The organism is Nocardioides sp. AN3, from assembly GCF_054653495.1.
The window spans coordinates 1-16,564 of record NZ_BAAIGC010000033.1 but is presented as its reverse complement, the minus strand read 5'-3'; the positions used below and the strand labels follow the sequence as shown (position 1 = coordinate 16,564).

General features: G+C 67.6%; 16 protein-coding genes. 3 read left to right on the top strand and 13 right to left on the bottom strand.

The window, feature by feature from the left end; genetic code table 11:
• Positions 1 to 84: 84 nt before the first annotated feature.
• The 13 genes from ACYQ1K_RS23780 to ACYQ1K_RS23720 form a co-directional block, all read right to left on the bottom strand.
• A complete protein-coding gene (locus ACYQ1K_RS23780; protein WP_459985874.1) occupies positions 85 to 3,330 on the bottom strand; it encodes a LysM peptidoglycan-binding domain-containing protein in 3,246 nt (1,081 codons plus the stop codon).
• Between the two features lie 188 nt (positions 3,331 to 3,518).
• Positions 3,519 to 3,893: a pilus assembly protein TadG-related protein gene (locus tag ACYQ1K_RS23775; protein WP_459985873.1), complete on the bottom strand. Its 375-nt coding sequence runs from the start codon at positions 3,891 to 3,893 to the stop codon at positions 3,519 to 3,521.
• Between the two features lie 47 nt (positions 3,894 to 3,940).
• The gene (locus ACYQ1K_RS23770) at positions 3,941 to 4,411 is read right to left on the bottom strand and encodes a TadE/TadG family type IV pilus assembly protein (protein ID WP_459985871.1); all 471 of its coding nucleotides are present in this window, start codon (positions 4,409 to 4,411) and stop codon (positions 3,941 to 3,943) included.
• A complete protein-coding gene (locus ACYQ1K_RS23765; RefSeq protein ID WP_459985870.1) occupies positions 4,411 to 4,782 on the bottom strand; it encodes a hypothetical protein in 372 nt (123 codons plus the stop codon). The genes ACYQ1K_RS23770 and ACYQ1K_RS23765 overlap by 1 nt, the downstream gene beginning before the upstream one ends.
• A 13-nt stretch (positions 4,783 to 4,795) precedes the next feature.
• Positions 4,796 to 5,143 carry a TadE/TadG family type IV pilus assembly protein gene (locus ACYQ1K_RS23760; RefSeq protein ID WP_459985868.1) on the bottom strand — a complete coding sequence of 116 codons (348 nt, stop codon included), beginning with the start codon at positions 5,141 to 5,143 and terminating at the stop codon, positions 4,796 to 4,798.
• Positions 5,144 to 5,260: 117 nt separating this feature from the next.
• On the bottom strand, positions 5,261 to 5,455 hold the full coding sequence (locus tag ACYQ1K_RS23755) for a hypothetical protein (protein WP_459985866.1): 195 nt from the start codon (positions 5,453 to 5,455) through the stop codon (positions 5,261 to 5,263).
• Positions 5,456 to 5,498: 43 nt separating this feature from the next.
• Positions 5,499 to 6,407: a hypothetical protein gene (locus ACYQ1K_RS23750; RefSeq protein ID WP_459985864.1), complete on the bottom strand. Its 909-nt coding sequence runs from the start codon at positions 6,405 to 6,407 to the stop codon at positions 5,499 to 5,501.
• Positions 6,404 to 7,279: a type II secretion system F family protein gene (locus tag ACYQ1K_RS23745; protein ID WP_459985862.1), complete on the bottom strand. Its 876-nt coding sequence runs from the start codon at positions 7,277 to 7,279 to the stop codon at positions 6,404 to 6,406. Before ACYQ1K_RS23745 ends, ACYQ1K_RS23750 begins: the two co-directional genes overlap by 4 nt.
• The gene (locus ACYQ1K_RS23740; protein WP_459985861.1) at positions 7,279 to 8,373 is read right to left on the bottom strand and encodes a TadA family conjugal transfer-associated ATPase; all 1,095 of its coding nucleotides are present in this window, start codon (positions 8,371 to 8,373) and stop codon (positions 7,279 to 7,281) included. Before ACYQ1K_RS23740 ends, ACYQ1K_RS23745 begins: the two co-directional genes overlap by 1 nt.
• 389 nt (positions 8,374 to 8,762) lie before the next feature.
• Complete coding sequence (locus ACYQ1K_RS23735) at positions 8,763 to 9,596, bottom strand: hypothetical protein (RefSeq protein ID WP_459985860.1); 834 nt, start codon at positions 9,594 to 9,596, stop codon at positions 8,763 to 8,765.
• Entirely contained in the window at positions 9,596 to 10,372 is a 777-nt protein-coding gene (locus ACYQ1K_RS23730) for an SAF domain-containing protein (protein ID WP_459985858.1), read from the bottom strand. Before ACYQ1K_RS23730 ends, ACYQ1K_RS23735 begins: the two co-directional genes overlap by 1 nt.
• 3 nt (positions 10,373 to 10,375) lie before the next feature.
• Positions 10,376 to 11,353, bottom strand: coding sequence for a hypothetical protein (locus ACYQ1K_RS23725; RefSeq protein WP_459985857.1), 978 nt, complete (start codon positions 11,351 to 11,353; stop codon positions 10,376 to 10,378).
• Positions 11,332 to 11,919 carry a hypothetical protein gene (locus ACYQ1K_RS23720; protein WP_459985855.1) on the bottom strand — a complete coding sequence of 196 codons (588 nt, stop codon included), beginning with the start codon at positions 11,917 to 11,919 and terminating at the stop codon, positions 11,332 to 11,334. The genes ACYQ1K_RS23725 and ACYQ1K_RS23720 overlap by 22 nt, the downstream gene beginning before the upstream one ends.
• 541 nt (positions 11,920 to 12,460) lie before the next feature.
• Between ACYQ1K_RS23720 and ACYQ1K_RS23715 the strand changes: the two genes are divergently transcribed.
• From ACYQ1K_RS23715 to ACYQ1K_RS23705, 3 genes are all read left to right on the top strand, one after another.
• Complete coding sequence (locus ACYQ1K_RS23715) at positions 12,461 to 12,811, top strand: ArsR/SmtB family transcription factor (protein ID WP_459985852.1); 351 nt, start codon at positions 12,461 to 12,463, stop codon at positions 12,809 to 12,811.
• A 207-nt stretch (positions 12,812 to 13,018) separates the two neighbouring features.
• Positions 13,019 to 13,438, top strand: a complete 420-nt coding sequence (locus ACYQ1K_RS23710; protein WP_459985850.1) for a hypothetical protein — start codon at positions 13,019 to 13,021, stop codon at positions 13,436 to 13,438.
• A 561-nt stretch (positions 13,439 to 13,999) separates the two neighbouring features.
• A complete protein-coding gene (locus ACYQ1K_RS23705) occupies positions 14,000 to 16,195 on the top strand; it encodes a hypothetical protein (protein WP_459985848.1) in 2,196 nt (731 codons plus the stop codon).
• Positions 16,196 to 16,564 lie beyond the last annotated feature (369 nt).

Here is a 16,564-nt window from a genome sequence, read left to right as displayed (position 1 = left end):
GTGGGCACCCCGAAAAACGGGGTTCGGCCCCGCCTCACCTTCCGGTGAGACGGGGCCGAACTGCTGCCCAGTGCGTGCCTTGGGCTACCCGGCGGCACCCCACTCGCGCTGTTCGACGATGCTCTCCGAGCGGTCCGGCAGGTCCTCGTCGAACCGGTCGAGGACCTGCTCACGAACAAGCTCGCCAGCCGCGGCCCGCCCCGACTCGGCCTCGGTCGCGGCCGCCTGGTCCAGCCACGAAATGTCAGCGTTGGGGTTGGCCCGTCGGGCCGCCTCGCACGCCAGTCGCACCAGGTCGGTGCGGCCGTCGGTGACGGCGCGCGTCGCCAAGGTGTGGGCAGCGTCGTGGATCGCTCCGGCCAGGATGTCGTCGGGACGGCCGGTCTTCAGAAGCCACTTGAACAACCGCTCGGTGGCACCCTCGAACGGCGCCCCGGTGACCAGCGCGAGCGCCTTCACCAGGTCCTCCTCGAAGCCGCCGGCATCGCCGCGGCGTACCGCCCGGTTCCTGAGCCGGATGAACAGGTCGGCGCTGGTGAGCACGCCGCCGAGTCCCTTCACCAGCTCGTAGGTCGGGGTGGTGCCCCGAACCGCACCCGCGCTCAGCCCGGCGTCGGGCAGCCAGTTCGTACCGTCGGGCCGCTTGCCCAGGAGGAAGCGAGCGTCCTTGGCCCGGTTCTGGACCGTCTTGACCGTTGCCCAACCACAATCGGAGGCGGCCCGCTCACCGGTGACACCCTTGTCCAGCCAGGCGAGGTAGGCGATGAAGGAGACGGTTCCGGCCAGAGTGTGAATCGCCGCCCGGTCGCCACCGGCCAGCGTGGTCACCTCGACCGCACCCAGCAGGTGAACCTTCGGCCGGGGAGAGGTCTCGTCGTACCAGTCCGCGAGGTCCTGGTCGAGGGTCGGGTCGAGGTCGGCGATCTCCTTGCGAACCTCCTCAGGGATGCTCGGGGCGATCGCCGCAAGGTCCTCGACTGTCGTGGCCGCAGTAGCCAGGTAGACCGCGTCGGCCTCCGGCAGCTGTGAGGAAGGATCGTTGCCATCGGTGCGGCGCGGTGCCGTGTACTCGTCCCTCAGCGATCCGTCCGCACGGGCGTACTTGCCCAACGGCCCATCATCGCTCGCCATGTCCGGGATCGGTTCGTCGTTCAGGTTGCGCGAAGACTTGATCAGGTCGGCCATCGGCGCCGCGTCCTCGGCCTGCAGCGTGAAGGCCTTGACGCTGATCCTCCACTTCGGCAGGTACGCCATCCCGTCACCGGACAACTCGACCGACGGGGACTCCTCGTCGCCGTGCAGCACCACGACCCTGGACCGGTCTCGAGCCTCGATGTCGGAGACGAACTCGTCGGTGGGGCGGGAGGACACCACAACCACGACCGGGCTGGCGGTGTCCAGGAGCAGTCCGTCGCGGCGGCGGGTCAACACGTCTGCATCCAGGTTCTGCTCGACCTCACCCATTTCACCGGTCAACGCCGCAGCCCGCGCGAGAGCGTCGTCACGGGGCACCTGGCGGAGTCGGGCCGGGTTAAGACGGACCGTCTCGGCGGCGAAGTCGTCGGCCAGGAGCACCTCGCATCCCTCGGCCCACTCGTTGACCGCGAGTTCGGCGACCATGAACCGGGCAAGGTCGGCCACCTGCTGCGGCTCACCGCCGATCCCGCACATGCCCACGGTCTCCAGGTCGAGGTACCAGGTGTGGCCACCTTCATCGAGGCCGACGCTGACCAAGGCCGGGTACGGGGGCGGCTGGTTCTCCAGCTCTTCCTCGAGGATCGTCCAGCGCGGCAACATCCATGCGAGGGCGTTATCGGTCGCAGTCCAGCCTTCCGGCACCTCGGCCTCAGCAGGCTGGGCGAACAGCAGGGTCAGGTCCTCATCGCCCAGGACCGCCCCCTCCAGCACAGGCAGCGGGGCGCCGGCCACCTTGCATGAAGCCGAGACGTACCGCAGCGCACGGTCCAGGAACTCCGCGTCCTTCTGAGCCTCGGTGCCGTACTCGATGATCGAGGCCTCCACCTCGACGAGCTCGTCGGGAGTGGAGGCGATCATCCGACCGGTCTTACGCCACCGCCACTGGCGGCGCCGGTTGTGCAGCAGCAGCCCGAGCGCGCCCGCCGACAGGCACACCGCGCTGGCCAGCAGCGCATCCAGGGCACTGATCCCGTCGTCCTCGTCCGCCTCCGCGGCGTCCGCGGCCACAGTCTGGGTGGGCTCCTGCGTCGACGTCGCAGGCGGTTCCTCTACGCCCGCCTCCTGCTCAGGATCGACCGGGGTGGCGGGCGCCTCGGGCTCCGCGGAATCGTCCCGGCTGCCGCCCGACTCCTCATCGGCTGGACTGTCCGTGGCGCCGGGCACGGTCGGCTGCTCTCCCCCGTCGGGTGCCTCGGCTGCGTCATCACGCTGCGCCGGACGCTCCCGCGGAGCATCCTCAGTGGCCCCGTCGGCTGCGCCGCCAGCACGAGGCAGCACGAGCGGCGTGCCGGGGAGGATCAGGTTCGGGTCGCTGCCGATTACGTCCTTGTTGGCCTCGTACAACGCGGGCCAGTTGTCAGCGTCCCCGGTGGTCTTGAGCGCGATCCAGCTCAGCGTTTCGGTGGGCGCGACGGTGTGTTCGGTCTCCGGGGACTTCCCGGGCAGGTTGGTCGCATCGGCGGGCAGCAGGAGCTCCCAGCCCACCTCGATGTTGCGCGGGTTGTTGAAGACACGCCCATCAGCCATCACCCGGCCCTTGTTCAAGCTCGCGATCTCCTGCCAGCGGAACCCATCGCCCAGATGCGTCTCAGCCAGGCCCCACATGGTGTCGCCCTTGTCGGTCACGATCCGCGGGAGCTCGGCCTTGGCCCGGTCGGTGTTCGGGTTCGCCTTGACCGGCGCCTCCACCGCCGGCGCTTCGGCACCGGGGGCGGGCTGATCGGCCACGTGTGTCACCGGCTGCAGCGGCGGAGCCGCAGCGGCCTGGGCGTTGGCGGCATGCGAACCGAGGAGTGTCGTCGACGTGACGCCGATCGCGAGCACGGTGTGCACCAGCATCCGCATGAACCGCTGCTGGCCACCGAACGCGATCGGCATCCGGGAGGCCCCGTCGGTCTCGCGGCGCAACGCGGGCGGGATCTCCCACAGCGTGCACAGCAGCAACTGTGCCCACACGAACCAGCCCACGGACGCCAAGATCCCCATCAGGGCGGAGTTGCTCATCAGCGCCAACTCGCTCGCCCCACCGTCGGGCCACGGGTTGCCCACCGCCGTGATCAGCAGGGCAGGGAACCCGACGAGGAGGACCAGCAGCAGCGCGAGCGCTCCGAGCCACTTGAAAAATCCGAGCATGGTGCTTCCTTCTTCTCCCGGAGGGGACCTAGTTGCGGTCCGGCAGGACGCTATTGATCTTGTCGTATCGGCTGCATCCGCAGCTCGTCGTCGGGGCGTTTCGCGGCAGCAGGGGCTTCATGTTCAAGAAAGGCAACCGCCCAGGCCGCGAATCGGACAGTGGGTTCCCGCTTTCCATCGAGCCAGTCCTAGTTCGGACCCGTGATCGAGGTCGCTGTGCCGGTCTCGTCGATCGGAAAGCTGGGGAAGCCGATGGCACTCAGGAACGCGTTGTCGGACCTCCCTGTGACTCTCACGGTGACGTCGAGTCCCTCGATTCGCACCGTCCCGCTCCACCCTGCCTGTTGGAGAATCTCGTTGGCCCGTGCCGTGGCCGTTGCCTCGTTGATCCCCTCGGTCCCATCACGGATACCGCGCATCTCGTCGGCTGCTGCGCGTGCGGCCTGCTCGGCGGCCCGGTGCGCCTCGATCCGCTCATTCATCGCGTTGCCGCCGTCATAGACCAGGCCGAGCAGCACCAGGAACACGCCGGATGCGGTGAGGATCGTCCAGGTTGAGATCACGCCGCGCTCGTCGCGGCGGGAGCGCAGTCGCCGGATCAGCCGGGCGATCAAGGCAGTCTCCGGTATTGCTCGATGGGCACCACTGCCGTGGCGCTGAAGTTCTTGGCGCCAGGTAGGCCGAACCCGACGACATCGCTTAGGTTCGCGTGGCAGGTCACTCGGACCGTGACCTGGCCAGAGGCGCGAAAGTCGGTGCCGGCGAACGACACGTCGAGTTGGGTGCAAGCCTTGCCCCGGTCCGCGAGCGAGTCCTCCGCGGCCTCACGGCCGGCGACCTGGGCGGCGTCGAAGTTCGTCTCGAGGGAAGCTGCTCGCGCGGCCGCGTACGCCGCGTCGTCGACTTGGCTGTTGGAGTCCACGATTCTGCCGCCACCCACCACTACCGTGATCATGCCGACCAGAACAGTCGTCATCGCCAGCAGTTCAACCGAGGTGTATCCACGCTCACCACGGGCAGCATGCAGCCGCGTCCACAGGCATACCCGCGTACGACCTACCCGCTGACCGTGCGTCAGCATCAGACCAGGTTCCGCGATGCACGCTCGCGCTCATCCATCGACCGGCACCGGCTGCGGTCACGCTCGGCACTCGTGGCGGCCGGGTCGCTGCGGACCTCGAGGATGAGCGAGACATCCCCGGCGGGGAAGACGAAGCTCGAGAATCGTCCGTGCCCCTCGACCACCACCGTGTCCTGATGGAGTTTGGCGAGCCCAAGCAGATCCGCGATATCGACATGCATCTCATCGACAGTCCAGATCTCCCGGGGTACCGATCCGGCCCAGGTCACCCACTTGCCGCTCTCCCCGGTGATCCGGTGATCGTAGGCGGGTCGGGCGATCTCCAGTACCGGCATCGGGGTGTCGTCGGGGCGGTGAAGATAGATTTCCATCGCGTGTTCCGTTCTATTCGGCGAACCGCTCGCGCGGCACGGTGGCTGTGGCAGACACCCGTTTGGTCATGCCAGGCACGAGGGTCATGACGTCCCCGGAAACGGTGACGGTGACCTCTGTTGCACCCATGTTGATCCGGACGCTGGTGTTGGACAGGTCGCTGCCGGAGTCGGCGAGGTACTCCTCGGCGGTCTGCTGTCCAGCGGTCTCGGTGCCGTCCCACGCGGCTGCGTCGACGGCGGCTTCTCGTGCGGCGGCGTGCACGATGCGGTCGTTGTACAGCTGGACCGACCACTGCACCAGGATCAAGAAGATCAGCATCACGACCGGCATGACGATGACGAACTCGGGCGCGCCCATGCCGCGCTCGTCACGGCGCCGGCGTAGCCGACGTCGTAGAGCCTGGAGGCGGTCCGAAAGCATCACTACTGGGCTGTCCTTCTCGATTTGGTCGCGTGCGAAGCGCGGGTGCGGGCTCTACTGGCCGTTGAGCTCGTTGCCCTTGTTGGTGACGAAGGTGCGCACGGCGACGATCGCGAGTGCGGCGATCGCCAGGATGCCGAGGAGCAGCACCAGGTACTCCGGTGCCGATCCGCGCTCGTCACGGTGGGCGACCTCCCACCGGGCACGCCAGTAGTCGATCGTCATCTTCAGGTGGTTGAACTCGTTCATCGGATGGGTTCCTCTCTTCAAGGCTTCTGGTTCGTGCATCGGGTTAGGCGGTGAACAGGAACAGGACGCGGGCGAGGATCACGTACGCGGCCGCGACGAGCGCCATGACCATCAGGTTGTTGCGCATCGCGTCGGTGGACTTGTTGGCGCGCTCCTGGGCTTCGTTGAGCCGCGCATCGCGCATCGACTTGGCGCGTTCGATCAGGGTGTTGCGGATGCTGGTGCCCTGGTCCTGAGCCAGGTTGAGCGCGGCCCGCAGGTCGAGCAGCTCGACCACGCCGTACCGGTCCCCGACGTCCCCGAGTGCCTGCCATGGCGTCATGCCGTTAGGACGGGCGTTGTCGATGGCGTCGTAGAAGGTGTGGAAGGCCCACCCGCCGCCGATCTCGGCGATGTCAGGGAGTGCGTCGGCGTGGCTCCGGCCGCCTTCCATGGCCATCACGACAAGGTCGAGGAAGTCCGAGAGTGCATCGCACAGCTCTTCGCGGCGCTGAGCGGCCTTCTCTCGCAACTCCTTGACCTCTCCGATCAACGCGATGACGGCGCCCAGAATCCCCAACGGCGGAGCGACCAGCATCGGGATCCCCAGACCGATCGCGTTGGCGACCAGGATCAGGGCGATCGGGCCGAGCAGGCCCACGAGGAACCAGACCAGCAGCCTGGAGAGCCACTCCTCCATCGGCTGGCCGGTGATCGCCAGGTCGCGCTCATAGGTCCGCATGTCGTCGGGCCGACGGGTTCGCAGATTCTCGGCGAACCATTCCGCGGCCCGCTTCGACCAGGTCTGGTCCTCCGGTGCCACATCCAGCAGCGCGCGGCGCCCGGCCCGGGCGCGTGCCCGTTCCCACCGTGCGGCCTGGTCGACCAGAGGCGGCGCCGCGGGGAACGCCAAACGGTGCAGCCGGACTAGTCCCAGGCCGGCGACTGCGGAGGCGATCAGCATCGGGATCATTGGGCCACCTCCCGATTCGCTGCCTCTGTGAGCGCTTGTGCCCCTGACAGGAACCTTGGGTGCGGTTCCGGTGCGGCCAGGCGCTGGAGCCGGACAAGTAGTGCCACGTAGACGACAGCCAGGACAGCGAGCACGATCTGGCCGTACCAGGAGCTGTATGGCTCTACCCAGCCGCGCAGGAAGACGGCCTGCAGACCGGCCAAGGCGAGCAGTCCGATGGCAACCTGGTTGGCCTGTCGCCGTACGCCGTTGCGTTCGGTCAGCACCTTGCGCCGCATCTCCAGCTCGGCGCGGGTGTTCAACGCCAGCGTGGTCAGGACGCGCTTGAGGTCCCCTGTCTGCTGTTGCGCGGTCAGCGACAGAGCGATCACCACCTTGTCCGCCCCGCGGTCGTCGACCTCGTCGGCGAAGTCGGCCAGAGCGATCGGCAGCGGCGTCCGCAGGGCGATGGCATCGACCATGTTGGTCAAAGGGCGGCGCAGCAGCGCAGGCGCTCCGTCCAACGTGGCGGGCAGGGCTTGCGCCAACCCGGACTCGGAGGCGGCCGCATCACGCAGCGACTCGGTCCAGTTAGCAAGCGCCTCGATCCTTGCCACGCTGCGCTTTTCGATCGCACCCGAGCGAGCCAGCTTCGGCCACAGCAGGACCACCGCAACCGCTAGGCCGCCCGCGACAGGCCAGCGCGTCAAAGCCCAGACCGCGGCACCGACGATCAACGCAATCGTGACCTGTCTGGCCATTCCTTCGTGATCGGCGACCTTGCGGCGAGTCTCTGCCACCCGGGCGGGGAGCAGACCCTTGCCTTGGGCTGTGCGGATGATCCCCACGACGCCCAGGCAGGCCGCAAGCACGCACGCAACGAAGAGGGTCATCAGATCTGCCACCCCTCATCGCCGTCGCTGCGTGTCGGCTCGGTGAAGCGGTCCAGATCAGCCGGGCCGTTCGGGTCCCAGCCGACATCGACGAGGTCGGCCTCGCGGGCGATCGCCTTCCTGGTGAACTCTGTGCGTCCGGTCGCCTTGTTGAACACCCACAGCTCGGTCGTCTTCACACCCGCGTCGTCGCGTTCGACGACCTCACGGATGGACTCGATGATGCGCCGCTGCCCGCCGTCGGCGGTGCGGATGCGGCGCATGAACACGATGAAGTCCAGGGCACCGTGGATCAGGCCATTGGTGGCGTCGAACGGTAGCCGCTCTTGTGCCTGCAAGGCGTAGGTCTGGATCTTGGAGATGACGTCGCGCGAGGAGTTGGCGTGGATCGTGCTCAGGCTGCCGTCATTGCCTTGCATCATGGCGTTGAGCATGGTGATGACCTCATCGCCCAAGACCTCTCCGACGATCACCCGGTCCGGCTTCATGCGCGTCGAGTCGCGGACCAGGTCCGCGAGGCTGACCGCGCCGGCGCCGTCAACGTTCGCCAGCCGCTCTTCCATCGCCACCACATCCGGATGACGCTCTCGGTCCTTGTGCAGTCCCAGTTCGATTGACCGTTCGACTGTGATCAGTCGCTCCATCGGGTCGATCTCCGAGGCCAGCGCCCGCAGCAGCGTCGTCTTACCTGCGCTTACCGCGCCCGCGATCATGATGTTCTTGCGCGCACGCACCAACGCCGACAGGAACGCCGCAAGTTCGCGATCCACAGTGCCTTGGCTCAGCAGATCCCGCGTCTTCTCCCGCTCGGGCAGATGCGCCTCCCTCTCAGCCCGGCCCGGCTCCGGCAGGAGGGTCACCTTGGTGAACCGGTGCTTGCGGATCGAGATCGACAGCCCGGTGTCCGTGACGCCTTGCACAGCATGCAGCCGCGACCCGTCGGGCAGCCGGAGCGTCACCGAGTAGTTCAAGATATCGAACGCGCGCGTGTTGAGGCCGTCGTAGGCGGAGATGGTCTTCACGATCTCCTCCAACTCCTTGTCGGAGTTGGCGATCGGCGGCAACTGCGCCTTGGTGCCGTTGGCGTAGGTCACGAGTACGTTCTCGTAACCGTTGATCGTGATGTCCTCGACCTCAGGGTCCTCGAGCAGCTGGTCAAGGCTCCCTGCGCCGAACAGCTGCGACTTGAGCGCGGCCTCCAGTCGGTTCCGGGCCTCATCCTCCAGCGGCGTGCCGCCGTCCTCGACGAGCTCGGACTCGTACTGGGTGAGCACCGTGGCCAGCAGCGACTCGGTGTGCTGCCGGGCGTCCTCGCCCTTCGGAGGTGTCTGTCCGTTGCGGCGGAACTCCTCCAACGCCTTTGACCGGCGCGCGCCCACACGCGCCTGGAGGCGCTTGACCAGCACCTGGTCGACCGGCGAGAACCGCCTCAGGTGCAACCCGTTCGGATGCGTGCCGTTCCCGTTAGTGCCGTTGGTCTCCATCATGCCTCCCCCATCTGGACGGCGTACGTGTCGACCGGGCCGGCCGCCGGCGGCGCGTACGGGCCGACACCAGCAGCCTGGTTGATCTGGTCGTTGAGTACGCCGGCGGACTTCATCAGCGGTGTACGTGCGTTCTTGCCCGACACCTGACCGGCGTACATCACCTCGACCCCAGCCGGGTCCAGCGCGATCCACCCGATCCCAGCGACCGCGCGGGCGATGGTGCTCGGCTCGATCATCCGTCCCACCTCTGCGACGACGGCGTTCGCCTGCCGCTTGGCGGTGACGACCACCGGCACGATGATCGGCGGCGCGTTGCGGATGCCTGCCAGCACCGGCGCCAGGCGCTCCAGCCTGTCTTTGAGATGCAACACCGCGCCGTACTCCGGGCGGGTCACCACCACGAGTACATCCGCGGCCGCGGCAATCGGGATCGTCGGCGAACTCGAATGGATCCGGCCAAGGTCCGCGACCACGCGCGACGCCGACATTCGCAGCGCCTCCGCCAGCGGCGTCCAGTTCTTCACCCCCGCGGCCTGCTCGGCCGAGAAGTGGCCAGGCACGATCCGAGTCGACCCGGTGAAGTCATGCGCCTTGCTGGCCACCAGGCCCGGACTCATCGCCGTGCGCGCCTCGGTCGCCAAGGTCAGCACCGTCGGCGTCGGCGGGAACGCCTCGCCATGACCACCCGGTGCGGCACACCGAAGCGCGAGGTCACCGCCGTAAGGGTCGGGCTCGACCACGATCGTCGGCTCCGGGGTCGAGACACCCAGCGCCAACGACGTCGTCGTCGACCCCGGAGCGCCCCGGTCGCAGCACACAGCGATCAACATCAGTCCTGACCCCCGGTGGCCGTGTCGTCCTGCGGCGCGGAGTCCTCGGGGTCGCCGGCGGTGATCGGGGCCTGGAGCAGCGTCAGCTGACCCACGGCTCCGTACGCTGCGACCGTCCTCGCATCCGTTTCGGAGATCAGGAGCGTCACCACCACGGTGCCGTCCTGCGACTCGTTCGTCGAGTACACCGTTGCGCCCGCGGAGATGATCGGCGGCTCGTCGAGCGCCTTCGGGTCACCCGACTGGCCCTCCTGCGGCACGGCGATCGCGTCGACCACCGAACCTGGCGCCAGCGTGTCAGGAACCCGGCCGGAAGGAAGGTTGACCGCGATCAGCCGCTTACCCTCCTGTGGCAGCAAGTCGTCCGTCAGGGAGTCCTCGGTCAGCACCTGGCCCGGCAGCAACGCGACGGTCGTGCGCTTGCCGTACACCTCATCGACGTCGGAGACCAGGATCGCCCCCTCGATGCCCGACACACTCCGCGCGACCAGAAGCGGGTCGCTCGAGGTGCGGACGTCGTCCTCGGTGATCGGATGCCCGGCCGGGATCGGCTGGTCGACGACCAGCACCTCCTCCACGCCACCCTTGTTCATGTACAGCCAGCCGCCCGCGATCACTGCCGCGAGCACGACCACGAATGCGATCAGCATCTGCCCGTACTTCCGCGGCGTCTTCGACACCGCCTTCGACAGTGAAGCGGCACCGGGCAGGCCGCTGGGCAGCGATGTCCGCTGGCCGGCGGCGCGGCGCGCGGTCCGAGAGTCAAGAGAGGTCACTTGTCATCCACCGTTCTTGTTGACCGTTTGGCGCTGGAGCACCGTGATCGTGGTTGAGTCACCCGCCGCTGCGAGCTGCGAGCCAAGGTCGCCGCCGGTCGCGCCGCCGCAGTTGCCCGAGCACGTCCACGCCAGCGTGTAGCTGATCTGAGCGGACACAGTCCATGTGTCGCCCTCGGGGTCTTCCATCGAGTCGTAGGCGTAGGAGCAGTTCGTCGGAGCGTTCTCCGACATGCCCTTCACCCACGCACGCCCCGGGCCCACACACGACTTCGTGTCACCGTTGCCCATGTCCCACTCGACGTAAGACGGAGTCGCCGTCAGCGTCACCGTCGCTCCCTGCAGAGACTTGGTCTGCGAGACCGTCCGCCACTGAGCCGATTCGATCCACAACCAGTTCTCGTACGAGATGTACGTGTGATAGGTCGGGGGCGGCGCGATCTTCGCGTCAGCCAACTCGAACGGGATCGTCACCACCATCTGACGAGCGACCGCAGCCCCGTCAACCGAAGCTGCGCCGCCCACAACCCACCAGACCTCGCCCGTGCAGCTGGAGCCGGCGCAGTCGGGCTCGCAGCTCCACCACATTCCTTCCTCGTTCTCATGGCCCCGCGGCGGGTCACCCTGAGGATCCTGAGGCTCGGCATAGCAGTAGTGCGGGTCACCCCACCAGGTCATGCCGTCCTTGGTGCAGGGCACCACGGTGCCGTCCTCGTCGTGGCACTCCGTCACTCCGCCGCCGGGATCTGGGTCCTCGCCCGGTCCCGGCGTCTCGTCGCCAGGGATCGTGATAACCACGCAGGCGCCGAGTTCCTCGTCCCATCCCGTGCCGGGAGGGCAGTGCGACGGCTCATGGTCTGCCCACGCGGGCCCAGTGGAGACTGTTGTGAGCAGGAGGGCGCCACCGGCCACGCTGGCGAGCAGGGCAAGGCAGGCGAAGAGCGCGGACACGGCCCGCGTCAGGGGGCTGTGGCTGAGCATGCCTTCACCCCACTGTTCGTGTATCCCGACTTCTTCCATCCTTCGGACGTCTTCTGCATCTGAACCTCGATCAGTCGGCGGCTGGGGTTGTCGATCTTGTTCACTTGCCCGTTGTTGGTGATCCGAGCGTCGGTGTAATCGAGGCAGTAGTTGAAGATCACCAACTTGGCCGTGATCTTGGTCGCGCTCGTCCACAGCACTTCTGGCGCTACTTCCATCCGGTTGCCGCCGCGGGTATAGGTGTCGAGGAACCGCGACCGTTCGCTCAGCGGGACCACCGAGTACTTCTCGAACATCCGCAACAGGCCGGGCGTGTCAGCGCCAGTACGCGCGGCATCGGTGTACGCCTCCCAGTACTCAAGCCAGCGGTCGCGCGCTGCGCGGTAGTTCTCCATCTGGGTGGGGCTGAACTTGTCGTCCCACGTCGGCTCAGGCGTCGTGGCGGTGGCAGACGGCGATTCGGACTTGGTGGGCGAGGGGTCTGCCTTTGACCCGTCGTCACCTCCACAGCCGACTAGCGTTCCGGCGAGGGTGAGCACGGTTGCGGCGATGAGCGTGCGCTTCATCATGAGGGTCCTTCCTGAGCCCGAGTCGCCCGATGCACGGGCCTGGGGCACCAGTCTTGACGACAAGGCCGACAGGTTGCCGACCGCGGCGTACTGATCACGGTGTGTCCTTCCCTCTGATGGGGCTCTCTACCTCGTGAAGGCAACCGGCAACGCAGCAGATCGGACACCTTCGACGAAGAATCCTCGAGACGCGCACTACGGCGCGTCAGACGAAAGGGCCGGCGCATCGCCGAAGGACGCGCTGGCGGCAGGCCGCTGGACCTGGTCGCGGCGGCGCGCCAGCTCGGCGTCTTGGAGCCATGCACGTCCGGTCGCGCCGGGGGTGTCTTGCTCCCCGGTGACGTGAACTGGCGCTGCCCCACGACCGCGTCCTTCCTTCCCCAGCCCGAACCGGGGACGTCCATTGTGCGTCGAATCGTCAAGCCCGGCCCGTTGGTTCCCACCATCGGGCCCTGTCGTGCATTACCCTGAGCATGACACAAGAACGGCGCTAATGGCAGTTCTTAGGAGAATCCGGCGAGTTCCTCAGTCCGGCACAATGCAGCCCGTGCCACGTCTGTCGAAGCCGCCCAACATGCCCGAGGGGGTGCTGGCGATCATCGACGCGATTGGCAACAGTGCGCGCACCGAGATCCTGCGGCACCTCTCTGCGCGGCCGATGAACGCGACGGAGCTGGCCGAGGCGATCGGCATCGACCACAGCAGGGTGCTTCGACACCTCGCCGTACTTGAGAACCTCGAGCTCGTGGCAGCGGACCACCCTCGCGGAGCCCGCAGAGGTATCGGGCGCGTGGTGATGTGGGAGACCAATCAGGCCCGCGTCGACGAGGTCGCCAACGCCTGGAGGGCCTATGCCACCGGCCAGGGCCCAACGCCCGGGGAACGGTAGAAGGCTGCGCGGATGGGACGGAATCTCGGCTCCGGTGTCCGATCCGGTGTGACTGATGTTGCTGTAGTTGGCATGAGGTACAACCATCGCTTTCCCAGGCGCGGAGCGACCTCGGCCAGACAGTTTCGGAAATTTCGCGAATTTTGTGACACGCCGGTGTCAGGCGGTTGCGGGGCGCGCGGCCCTGAACACGGTTGGATATCCCGCATGGGACGAAAGGCGAAGGGCGATCGGCACACGATCATCGCCAGCATGCCGTCCGAAGCCGCGGAGTTGGTGCGGTCTGAGGCGGCCAGGCTGGGGTGCTACATCGGCGACTACATCGGGTGGGCGGTCACGGACCACTTCAACCTCGCTTGTGTCGTGCCGCTCGGCGAGGTCACCGATCACCCTGACCCGCTACCAGCACCTGGTGGCCGCGTGAAGTACCGCGGCATGGTCCCCCGCCCCGCCGCCGACCTGGTGATCGCCGAGGCGGAACGCCGCGGCATCTTCTTGAACGACTTCGTCGGCAAGATCCTCTGTGACCGGCTCGAGGTCCCGTTCGAACCTCGGGTGAAGAAGAAGGCTTTGAAGGCCTGGGCGAAGGCCGCGGAGGCCAGAGAGCAGTTGTCGATGACTGGATGACCGGGTCAGGGCAGTGCCCTGAAAACGACGACGGCCCCGCGCCAACGGGACCAAGTCGAATGCTCCACCGGGCGGCAACCCGGAATCGCGAAAGTTATGAGAACCACCAGAGGAGGCTTTGTGCTGCCCACTGTAGAGCAGAGCGACACGGTAGGCGAGTCATTCTCGCGCGGGCGTGTCGACGCCCGCCGCGCACGCACCGTGCCCTCCCCTGCGCTTGTGATCGAATCGCGGCCCGATGCTGACCTGGTCGTCGAGCTGTCTGCCGAGACCCGGCCCACGAACTCCCTGTCCCGTCGTACGCGGAGGGAGGTGAGTGCCGCCGGCGGTAGCCGTCGGGGGCGTGGAGCGCCCTAGAAATGACGAAAGGCCCTGCGCCAACAGGACCTGAAGTCTTCGTCACCGGGACCCAGCGCCAACTGGGGAGCTCCCGGGCAATGCCTCTGAAGAAGGGAGGTATTCGGTTTGTTGCCGGTAACTGTACCGGCGTCGCATGGCGATGCCGCACACCCTGACGCGGGTCGGCGTGTCTCTCCCGTCCTTCTGGCGCTGGACGAGTGGATGTTCAACCCGCACTCGACCCAGTGGTTCTTCATCGACTCTGGCAACAACCCGGTGAAGAACACGACGGTCACCACGCTGGCTGATGGGCTCGAGCTGCTCGGCCGCGGCCGTATCGCCGCACTGGTGGGCCATCTGCGTGATGGCGTCGGTGTGGTCGACGTCGACGTACCCGCCGAGTTCGGCACCTTCCTTACGGCTGAGATCGTCGACTGGCTGGCCCGGCGTGACTGCTGGGTGCTGGAGCGCCCTTCTGGTGGCGCGACGGGCCGCACCCACATCTACTTCGCGCGCGCTGACTACCGCTACGCGCCCGCCGCGACGAGAACCGGGTTCTGTGCCGAGGTCGGCACCTTCTTGGCCGGTCTGGCCGTGGACGTGAAGGTCCCCCGGGGCGAGCTCGATCTGCGCGACGCGATCCGGCCCCTCTCCTCGCCCCACAAGACCGGTGTGGTCACCAAACCCAGGGGCGATCTGCGCCAGGCGCTGCGCGCCTTGAAGCGGACACTCCCCCAGGCTCCGGTCCCGTCACGGTTGCGGCCCCGGGTGAAGGTGAAGCCGGCCGAGGGCATCCACCCGACCGCCGCCTCAGCCGCGGCTGGGTCGGGGCTGGTAGTGCCGCTGGCGCTGCAGCGGTGGAAACGCCAACTGCGACCGGAGTGGCGGCGCTACCTGGTCGACGCAGTGATCCCCGCGGGCTCGTGGGCGGCCGGGTCGACGAAGTCCAGGGATGCGGTCGAGGTCGACCGTTCTCTGGTGGAGGCCGCCTGCACACGCGAACTGGTGTGGGCGATCGGCGATCCGGAGATGGCGTGGCGGCTGATCCGCGAGTCGCACCCGCGGGTGATGACGAAGGCCAAGCACCAGGGCTACTCGTGGTGGATCACGTATGTGTGGAACGAGCTCGTCCGCTCGGCCGACGAGTTCCGGGCGACCCACACCACCAACAGCAGCACGGCGCCACGTTCTGTGGAGGCTCCGCCGGCCGAGGTCCTCGACGCGGTCGCTGCGGCCCGTGACGAGTTGACCCGGTTGATGTGGACGGTGCCGGCCCGGCAGCGGGCGAGCCTGCTCCAGGTCGGGCACCACCTGCTGGATCGGGTGCTGCGCAAGCGTGAACTGCGTGTGCCGTGCCCTGAGCGTGATCTCCAGCTCGACTGTGGCCTCGGCGACCGCAAGACCGTCCGTGCCGCACTAGCGAGGCTCAACGGCCGGATCGGGACGCTGCACACCGACTGCCTGTCACTAGTCGAACGCGATTCGACGTCGTACGAGTTCGAAATCAACCACGCCCAGACCGGAGGGGGACGGCAAATCCCCCCACCTGTTCTTGACCCACCCCCGCCAGCCCGCGGCCTCTGGCTGACCCTCCCCCGGGCCAGCCACAACCTGTGGCGCACCCTCCTGACCACCGACGGGCCCACGGACCTGAGTGAACTGGCAGTCAGGGCAGGGCTGGTGGAAACCGTCAGTGACGTGCCGTCCAAGTCCCAGCGCGCTACCGCCAAGGCAGCCCTGGTCGCGCTCAGCAAGGCCGGAATGGTTCGGGTCGACGAGCAGGGCAGGTGGGAAGCCGCCACTCGCCCCCGGTCGCTCCAGGTCGAGCAGGACGCAGCGACGGCGTACGCCCGACAACTAGACACCATCGAAGCCGAGCGAGCCACCTACCGGGCCGGGATCACGTCGAACTGGACCGCCGGCCGGGCACGCGCGATCAAGGCACAGATCGCGCACCAGAAGGCCTGGTGGGACAACCTCTCCCCCGCCGCCCGTGCCGAACGTGCCGCGGTGAAGCGGCTCGAGTTCGACCAGATGTCCATCACCCAGCAGGCCGAACGCAAAGCCGAGCTGGCAGAGCGGCGCACCCGCGCAGGGATCGACGAGCTCGACCACCACCAGACGTGGCTTCACAGCATCGCGGCCGACGAGTACGTCGCGCGCAGCCTGGAACGCAAGCAACGCTTCCACGCCCTCTCCCCCGCCGAACGAGACGCCTCCGTCGCCGCGTGGAACCGCCACCGGCTCCGCTACGGCCTCACCCAGACCCTCTCCACCCCCGACGTCGACGAGCGTCCACAGAGTCCCGACCTCGAGCAGGCAGCACTGCTCCCCGATGGACCGGCGACCCGCGACGCGGCGTTCCTCGAACGCCAGGGCCAGCTCTTCAACGACACGGCGCGGCGGGCCGTCGGGTAGCCACTCTTGGATGGGCCCACAGAACTGTGCGGCGCATCCCCGGTGTCGGCGCGGCCGCAGAGATCTGTCGGCACCGACTTCTAGGATGGGTACGCGTCATCCCCTGGTGACAGCGGTCGATGAAACCCAGTCGCGGAGCGCGCTGTCTGCCCACCGGTTCAACCCGGTGGGCCGGGCGGCGGCCCCGATTCTGGCGATCGGAGGCCGCCTTACTCCCCTCGAGTAAGGGAAGGGGGTGATGCCCGGTGTCCACCACTACCGCACTGATCACGGCTCTCGCAGCGCTTGTGAGTGCCAGTGCAGCAGCAGTGGAAGCCTACGTCGTATGGCGTAGGCGGAACAGCCGGATGAGGGACTAAGCGGCCCTCG